This window comes from Pseudomonas sp. PA-4-8C, from assembly GCF_021606625.1.
GTDB classification, from domain to species: Bacteria; Pseudomonadota; Gammaproteobacteria; order Pseudomonadales; family Pseudomonadaceae; genus Aquipseudomonas; species Aquipseudomonas lactis.
Map to the genome: position 1 here is coordinate 1 of NZ_WKCD01000310.1, position 6,147 is coordinate 6,147.

Consider the following 6,147-nt stretch of genomic DNA (forward strand, 5'->3'; position numbering starts at 1 on the left):
ACCGACTACATCGCCATTGAGCAACTGCTGAAAAAGCACGCGGTGCCCAAAGATTCCACCTTTGCCCTGCGCGGCAGCGGCGGCATGGCCAAGGCGGTCGCCAGTGCCTTGCGTGACGGGGGGTACGCTAATGGTGTGATCGTGGCGCGTAATGAGGTGGCGGGCCAGGCATTGGCCAGGAACCTGGGGTACGCATGGCAGGCGGAATTGGGCAGCCTGCGCCCACAGATGCTGATCAACGTAACGCCCATCGGCATGACTGGCGGGGCGGAGGCGGATGCGTTGGCGTTTGAGCCTGAGGCAATCGATCAGGCGGAGACTGTCTTCGATGTGGTGGCGATCCCGGCGGAAACGCCGTTGATCGTGCGGGGGCGTGCGCAGGGCAAGCGGGTGATTACCGGGCTGGAAGTGATCGCTATTCAGGCGTTGGAGCAGTTTGTGCTTTATACCGGCGTGCGGCCTACGCAGGAGCAGTTCGAGGCAGCGGTGGCCTTCGCCCGCAGCTAAAGCCTTACACCAATCCAATGTGGGAGTTGGCTTGCCTGCGATGGCGGCCAGTCAGGCGACGCCCATCTACCTGACACCCCACGATCCAACTGTGGGAGCTGGCTTGCCTGCGATGGCGGCCTGCCAGCCGACGCCCATCTACCTGACACCCCACGATCCAACTGTGTGCGGGCTTGCTCGCGAAGACGGCCTCACTGTCGACACCGTAATACCGAGTACATATCCATTCCTGCGGTATCGGCTACTTAGGGTTCCGCTCTGACAGCGGCTCACTTTTGAACAGCAAAAGTAAGCAAAACGCTCTTGCCCCACCACTCGGCACCTCGCTTAGGCTCGGTGTGCCCGTAATCCGCCAGTGATTTGGGGGGCGCCTGAGATCAAAAGCAGATCAAGAGCAAGAGCGGCTCGCTTCGCATCGTGGTTACCGTTGATCACTTCAGAATTGTGTCCATACCTATGGCTATCGCAGGCAAGCCAGCTCCCACATCTTTATCTGCGTTATCCCTGTTCCAACTGGGCCAGCCGTTCTTCCAGCGCCGCAATCCGCGCTTCCAGCTCTTCAATGCGCTCCACCGAAACAGCCCCTGCGCTACGCTCTACCGGATTCCCCCGCGCGGTCATTATCGCTTCGATATCCGCCGGATCCCCCAGCGCATGGGTGTATCGGTCTTCCCGCTGCCCCGCCTGACGCGGCACCAGCAGTGCCAGTCCTCGTGCAATCAGGCGTTCGAGTTGATGCACGACCTGTTCGGCATCCTCAAAATCATGCATGCGCCCACTGCGGGTGAGCAGCTCATTGACGGTCTGCGGCCCCCGCAAAAACAGCAGCCCGGTCAGGATCACCTGGGCCGGCACCAGTTCCAGGGCCTTGTCCACACGGTGTTCCCAGCGGTCGGCGCGGCTGCCCATTACCAGGCGCGTGAAGCCTTGGCCCTCCAGCACGCGCAGGCTCTGGCCGACCTGGCCTTGGCTGAGGTTCATCACCGGCTCGCGGCTGGTCTTCTGGTTGCAGGCCAGCACCAAGGCGTTGAGGGTGAGGGGGTAGGTTTCCGGGTTGGTCGCCTGTTTTTCGATCAGGCAGCCCAGGACGCGGATTTCCGTGCTGTTCAGGCGCGGCTCAGGGGTGTCGGTATCGTGCTCGGCGGTCATCGCGCTTTCCCTATGCAGTGAAGCCCCTTAGCCTAAGCTTGAAAAAATAAAAGACAAGCGCCAGGCATGGCTATAATCGCGGCTGGTTCCAACCCCGCCATTACCGTGAGACTGTCATGACTATTTCCCTGTACGCCGCTTCCATCCCGGTCTTCAAGCAAATGCTCAACGCCCTCAGCGATGTGCTGAACAAAGCTGAAGCCCACGCCAGCGCCAAGAACATCGAGCCCAACGCCTTGCTGCAAGCGCGCCTGTTCCCGGACATGTTCCCGTTGGTGCGCCAGGTACAGATCGCCGTGGACTTCGCCAAAGGTGTATCCGCACGCCTGGCCGAGATCGAAGTACCCAAGTACGAAGACAGCGAAGTCACTTTTGCCGACCTGCAAGCGCTGATCGCCAAAGTCCTGGCCTTTGTCGACACCATCAAGCCCGAGCAGATCGACGGCAAGGAAGGCATCGAGATCGTTACCCGCCCCGGCACCCCGAAAGAGAAGCGCTTCAGCGGCCAGTCCTACCTGCTGACCTACGGCCTGCCGCAGTTCTTCTTCCACGTAACCACCGCTTATGCGCTGCTGCGTCATAACGGCGTGGAAGTGGGCAAGCGCGACTATATGGGCGCGTTTTAAACCCGCAGATACAAAAAAGCCCGGTGCCGTTCTCTACGAATGGCACCGGGCTTTTTTATGGGGCTGTGTTAAGCGGCCTGTTCTTCCTTGCCCAAACACGCCGCCGCCGTAAACAGCACATCGGTAGACGAGTTGAGTGCGGTTTCCGCCGAGTCCTGCAGCACGCCGATGATGAAACCGACGGCCACTACCTGCATGGCGATTTCACTGGGGATGCCAAACAGGCTGCACGCCAGGGGAATCAACAGCAGCGAACCACCCGCCACCCCCGATGCACCGCAGGCACACACCGCAGCGACGACGCTGAGCAGCACGGCGGTCGGCATGTCCACGGCGATGCCCAGGGTGTGCACGGCCGCCAGGGTCAGCACGGTGATAGTGATGGCGGCGCCGGCCATGTTGATGGTGGCACCGAGCGGGATCGACACCGAGTAGGTGTCTTCATGCAGGCCCAGGCGTTTGCTCAACGCCAGGTTGACCGGAATGTTCGCCGCCGAGCTGCGGGTGAAGAACGCGGTGAGACCACTTTCGCGCAGGCACATCAGCACCAGCGGATAGGGGTTGCGGCGCAGTTTCCAGAACACGATGGCCGGGTTGATCACCAGCGCCACGAACAACATGCAGCCGATCAGCACGGCCAGCAGGTGGGCATAGCCGAGCAGGGCGCCGAAACCCGAGGTGGCCAGGGTGGAGGCCACCAGGCCAAAGATGCCCAGCGGGGCGAAGCGGATCACCACGCGTACGATCAGGGTGACGCCGTTGGACAAGTCGTCCAACACCGTGCGGGTGGTTTCACCGGCATGGCGAATAGCGATACCCATGCCAATGGCCCAGGCCAGGATGCCGATGAAGTTGGCGTTCATCAGTGCACTGACCGGGTTATCCACCACACTGAGCAGCAGGCTTTGCAACACTTCGCCGATGCCACCGGGAGCGCTCACGGTGGCGTCATGGGTAGCCAGTACCAGGAACGACGGAAACATCATGCTGGCCACCACCGCAACCACGGCGGCGGCAAAGGTACCGAGCAGATACAGGAACAGGATCGGGCGGATATGGGTTTCCTGGCCATGCTTATGGTTGGCAATCGAGGCCATGACCAGCACAAACACCAGGATCGGCGCGACAGCCTTCAGCGCCGTGACAAACACCTTGCCGATAAAACCAGTGGCGCGCGCGGCCTCGGGTAACAGCAAGGCCAACACGATCCCGGCAATCAGGCCGATGACAATTTGGGTGACCAGGCTGACGCGCATTAAACGTTGCAACAGGGAGGGTGCAGCAGTCATAAAGAGTTGTCTCTAGTTTTTTTAGTAGGGCACAGCATTGCAGGCAGAAAGTACTGTAGGAAGTAGGCGCGAAGTCTAGCATGCTGTGGGAAGCGTCTTGTTTGCTGCGGCATTCCGTCACCCGTTTCAGTCGGGCTTGGTCAAATCCGGACATGTTCTGTTAAGATTCACCCCTCTCATCTTTCCTCTCCTTCAGCGAGCCCTTAGGGCTGTCGTTGATGTCGTCGTTTCTGGAGTTTTCATGTTGTTTCCTATCCTGCTGCTGTCAGCCGCCGGTTTTACCGTGCTGACCACAGAGTTCGTCATTGTCGGCCTGTTGCCGTCGATTGCTCGGGACCTGAACGTCAGCGTGTCCCAGGCCGGGCTGCTGGTGACACTGTTCGCGTTCACCGTGGCCGCGTTCGGCCCGTTCCTCACCGCCTATTGCGCGCGGTTCCCGCGCAAGCGCTTGTTTATCAGCATCCTTATCATGTTTGCGGCGGCCAATACCGTGGCGGCATTGGCACCGAATATCTGGGTGATGGCCGTGGCCCGTTTGATCCCTGCTCTGGGCTTGCCCGTGTTCTGGGCCCTGGCCAGCGAAACGGCGGTAGACATTGTCGGCCCTGAGTTCGCCGGGCGTGCGATTGAAAAAATCGGCTTTGGCATTGTTTGCGCCACCGTATTTGGTATTCCGGTGGGCACGCTGATTTCCGATATGTTCGGCTGGCGCACCGCGTTTGCCGTGCTCGCGGTGATCGCCCTGGCCAAGGCGTTGCTGCTGTATATCTACCTGCCGGTCACCCAGGCCAAGCACCAGCAGGCTAGCTTGCGCTCACAATTCAAGATCCTGCGCAGCCCGGTGATGCAGGGGCATATCCTGCTGTCGATCCTGGTATTCAGTGGCATGTTCACCGCCTATACCTACCTGGCAGATATCCTTGAGCGTCTGGCCGGCTTCGACGGCACGTTGGTGGGCTGGTGTCTGATGGGCTTTGGCGCAGTCGGGCTGATCGGCAATTCCTTGGGCGGACGTGCCGTGGATCGTCACCCATTAATCGCCTCCATGGTGTTCTGCGGGTTCATGATCGCGGGCATGGTGGCGGTGGTGCCGGCGATTCACTCGACCATCGGCCTGGCCGCGGCGATGGCGGTGTGGGGCGTGACCCAGGCGGCGATGTTCCTGGTCAGCCATGTGCGCTTGATGAAGGCTGCGCCCCATGCTCCAGCGTTTGCGGCGTCGCTGAACATTGCCGGGGCCAACCTCGGCATTGGCCTGGGCGCCATGGTGGGCGGGCATGTCATCGACACCCTGGGCCTGGGCAGCCTGGGGTTTGCCGCTTCGGGGTTTATCCTGCTGTCGATCCTGCTGGCACTGTGGCTGATGACCGCCAAACCCACGGCGCTCAACGCCTGAATGATCAGGGCAGGGCGGTAAACAACTCCCGCCGGGCACCTTCGGTAATCGCCACAATGCCGGGGTGCTTGACCTTGCGCTCCACCGAGATCGCATAAAACGACTCGGTCACTGCATCGGTCTGGCCGATCAGCGCCACGCCATATTGGCGCACCACCTCGTCGGCGATCACGCTGGGCGCGATAAAGATCCCGCTGCCGGATTGCCCAAACGCCTGCATCAAGGCGCTGTCGTCGAATTCGCCAATGATGCGGGGTTGAATCTGCTGTTCGGCAAACCAGCGCTGCAAACGGCTGCGTACCACTGTCTCTGCCCCTGGAATCAACAGCGGCGCACCCTGCAAGCACTGTGGGAAATCACCGCCATGCTGGTCAGCCAATGCCTGGGTGGCGAAAAAACTGATGCCGCATTCTCCCAGCTTCTGGCTGTAGCCCTTGATGTCCAAGTGCGTGGGCATGGGGCTGTCGGAAATCACTAGGTCCAGGCGCTGGATCGCCAGGTCGGCCAGTAAACGTTCGAGTTTGTCTTCACGGCAGGTGATGCGGATCGGTTCGCTCAACTCCATGGTCGGCGCGATCAACCGGTACACGATGGACTTGGGCACCACATCCGCCACCCCGACCCGGAACGGGATCTGCTGCTCGTCAGGCTGTGCGCGCAGCATCGCCTCCAATTCATTGCCGGTCTGGAACATCTGCTCGGCGTAGGGCAGCGCCTGGCGCCCGGCTTCGGTCAGTTCAAGCTGGCGCCCGACCCGCTGAAACAGGGCCACCCCGAAGGTCTGCTCCAACAGGCTGATCTGCCCGCTGATGGTCTGCGGCGTGAGGTTCAACTGCTCGCAGGCGCGCACGATGCTGCCAGTCTTGGCCACCACCCAGAAGTAATGCAGTTGTCGATAATTGAGCATCGCGACCTACACTTCGTAAAAAGCGAAGTATACGCGAGAAAAATACGAATTTTCCTGAACTGTTCGTCTACATAGAATGCCTCGCTATCGAGGGGCCACTATTTGGACCCAATGGTTCTAACGAGGAATACATCATGAAACTCAATTCGGCGGACTCAAGTTCCAAGTGCAACAGTCAGTTGACCGTATTCAAGTTATTGGTCGCCAGGAGCTGCAGGTGCTCGGTCAGCACCTCTATGGGGAATTTCCAGCCCAGGGTTTGGCGCGGCCGCG

Annotated in this window: 5 protein-coding genes and 1 pseudogene; 3 read left to right on the forward strand and 3 right to left on the reverse strand. The window is 60.4% G+C overall.

Going from position 1 to position 6,147, the window contains the following annotated elements; all coding sequences use genetic code 11:
* A pseudogene (locus GIW04_RS26745) lies at positions 1 to 507 on the forward strand (shikimate 5-dehydrogenase); the annotation flags it as partial.
* 498 nt (positions 508 to 1,005) lie between these two features.
* Here GIW04_RS26745 and GIW04_RS26750 read toward each other — a convergent pair.
* The gene (locus tag GIW04_RS26750) at positions 1,006 to 1,656 is read right to left on the reverse strand and encodes a YceH family protein (protein WP_003190290.1); all 651 of its coding nucleotides are present in this window, start codon (positions 1,654 to 1,656) and stop codon (positions 1,006 to 1,008) included.
* Positions 1,657 to 1,772: 116 nt separating this feature from the next.
* On the opposite strand from GIW04_RS26750, the gene GIW04_RS26755 reads away from it, so the two are divergent.
* On the forward strand, positions 1,773 to 2,282 hold the full coding sequence (locus GIW04_RS26755; RefSeq protein ID WP_003190292.1) for a DUF1993 domain-containing protein: 510 nt from the start codon (positions 1,773 to 1,775) through the stop codon (positions 2,280 to 2,282).
* Positions 2,283 to 2,350: 68 nt separating this feature from the next.
* On the opposite strand, the gene sstT is transcribed toward GIW04_RS26755, so the two are convergent.
* Positions 2,351 to 3,571, reverse strand: a complete 1,221-nt coding sequence (sstT, locus tag GIW04_RS26760; RefSeq protein ID WP_120249139.1) for a serine/threonine transporter SstT — start codon at positions 3,569 to 3,571, stop codon at positions 2,351 to 2,353.
* Positions 3,572 to 3,812: 241 nt separating this feature from the next.
* On the opposite strand from sstT, the gene GIW04_RS26765 reads away from it, so the two are divergent.
* The gene (locus tag GIW04_RS26765; protein WP_056788350.1) at positions 3,813 to 4,967 is read left to right on the forward strand and encodes an MFS transporter; all 1,155 of its coding nucleotides are present in this window, start codon (positions 3,813 to 3,815) and stop codon (positions 4,965 to 4,967) included.
* A gap of 4 nt (positions 4,968 to 4,971) precedes the next feature.
* Here the strand turns inward: GIW04_RS26765 and nhaR are convergent, their stop codons facing one another.
* A complete protein-coding gene (gene nhaR, locus GIW04_RS26770; RefSeq protein ID WP_003190297.1) occupies positions 4,972 to 5,874 on the reverse strand; it encodes a transcriptional activator NhaR in 903 nt (300 codons plus the stop codon).
* Between the last annotated feature and the right edge of the window lie 273 nt (positions 5,875 to 6,147).